Here is a 1,003-nt window from a genome sequence, read left to right as displayed (position 1 = left end):
GCACCTGGGCGCTCGTGTTCGTCACTGTTCCCGCCTGCGGATAGCCGCTTGCCCAGGTCGGGGGGGTCGTGTCCGTTTGACCCGCCCGGTTGATCGTCACAGCGTAGTATTCATTTGAAACTCCATCGGGGGCCGTCACTTTGATGTAGACCGACGTCGCACCGCCTTCTATCAGTGCGATAGAGCTCGATCCGCTAACCTCTGTGTTAAATGACATGTCCGAGTATAGTTTGAAACTTGAACCAGTTGATACAACGATGTCTGTTCGTGAAAGGGTATTTTTAGAGTTATCCACATTTATAGTCCATGCGATTGCGCTTTCCTTCGAAGTTCCCACACCACCCCCGGTACTACTGGCTGTACAACCTGCTACGCTAGAGAGTAAATCGGGAACCGCAGGCGTAACCTGTAAGCCACTTGGAACACCTCCGGCGTAGATAAGTAGTTGCGTAACTTGCTTATCTGCAGGAACAGGTATAGTAAGAGAATTATCTCGAGCAGTTGATTTTGCCTCCTTGTTCATCCAAGGAGTATTTACGTGTTTTAGTGCAAACGATAGTGTATAGGTTTCACCGATTGTAGTGGGAACTACTTGCTGGATACCATCAAATCCTGCAATAGCCCCATCCATCCAGTAATAAAGGCCTGTCTTCGCATACGGCTGATTACTTGAATCTAAATCATAAAATACGTGCCCCGCCGCAGTAAGTCCTTGCGTTCCGACAAGCGCCCACTGTTTAGGCTGTACATCCGGGTCTGCGGTGCCAACAACAGCGCCTGCTTCAAAACCGCCATTTTTCAAGAGTTCCGTCAGATCACCTTGTTTTTTTACGCTAATGTCGTCTAGGAAATAATTACCGGGATCGTTTCGGAACAAAAAAGTGATAGCCGTGTTCTGTTCAGACGCGGTAAACGGTAACGTATATATGTGCCACTGTTGATCATCGCTCAGCGTAACGCCTCCTGTTATCCCTTCGCCTGGCACACTAGAATAAAAGTTTCC

Annotated in this window: 1 protein-coding gene; it reads right to left on the bottom strand. The window is 48.6% G+C overall.

Features of this window, described 5'->3' with window-relative positions:
• Positions 1-1,003, bottom strand: a 1,003-nt coding sequence (locus tag GJ688_RS20365) for a hypothetical protein (protein WP_170292180.1), incomplete at both ends; no start/stop codon positions are given.

This window comes from Heliobacterium mobile (assembly GCF_009720735.1).
Lineage (GTDB): Bacteria > Bacillota > Desulfitobacteriia > Heliobacteriales > Heliobacteriaceae > Heliobacterium > Heliobacterium mobile.
This window is presented reverse-complemented; position numbering and strand designations above follow the sequence as displayed.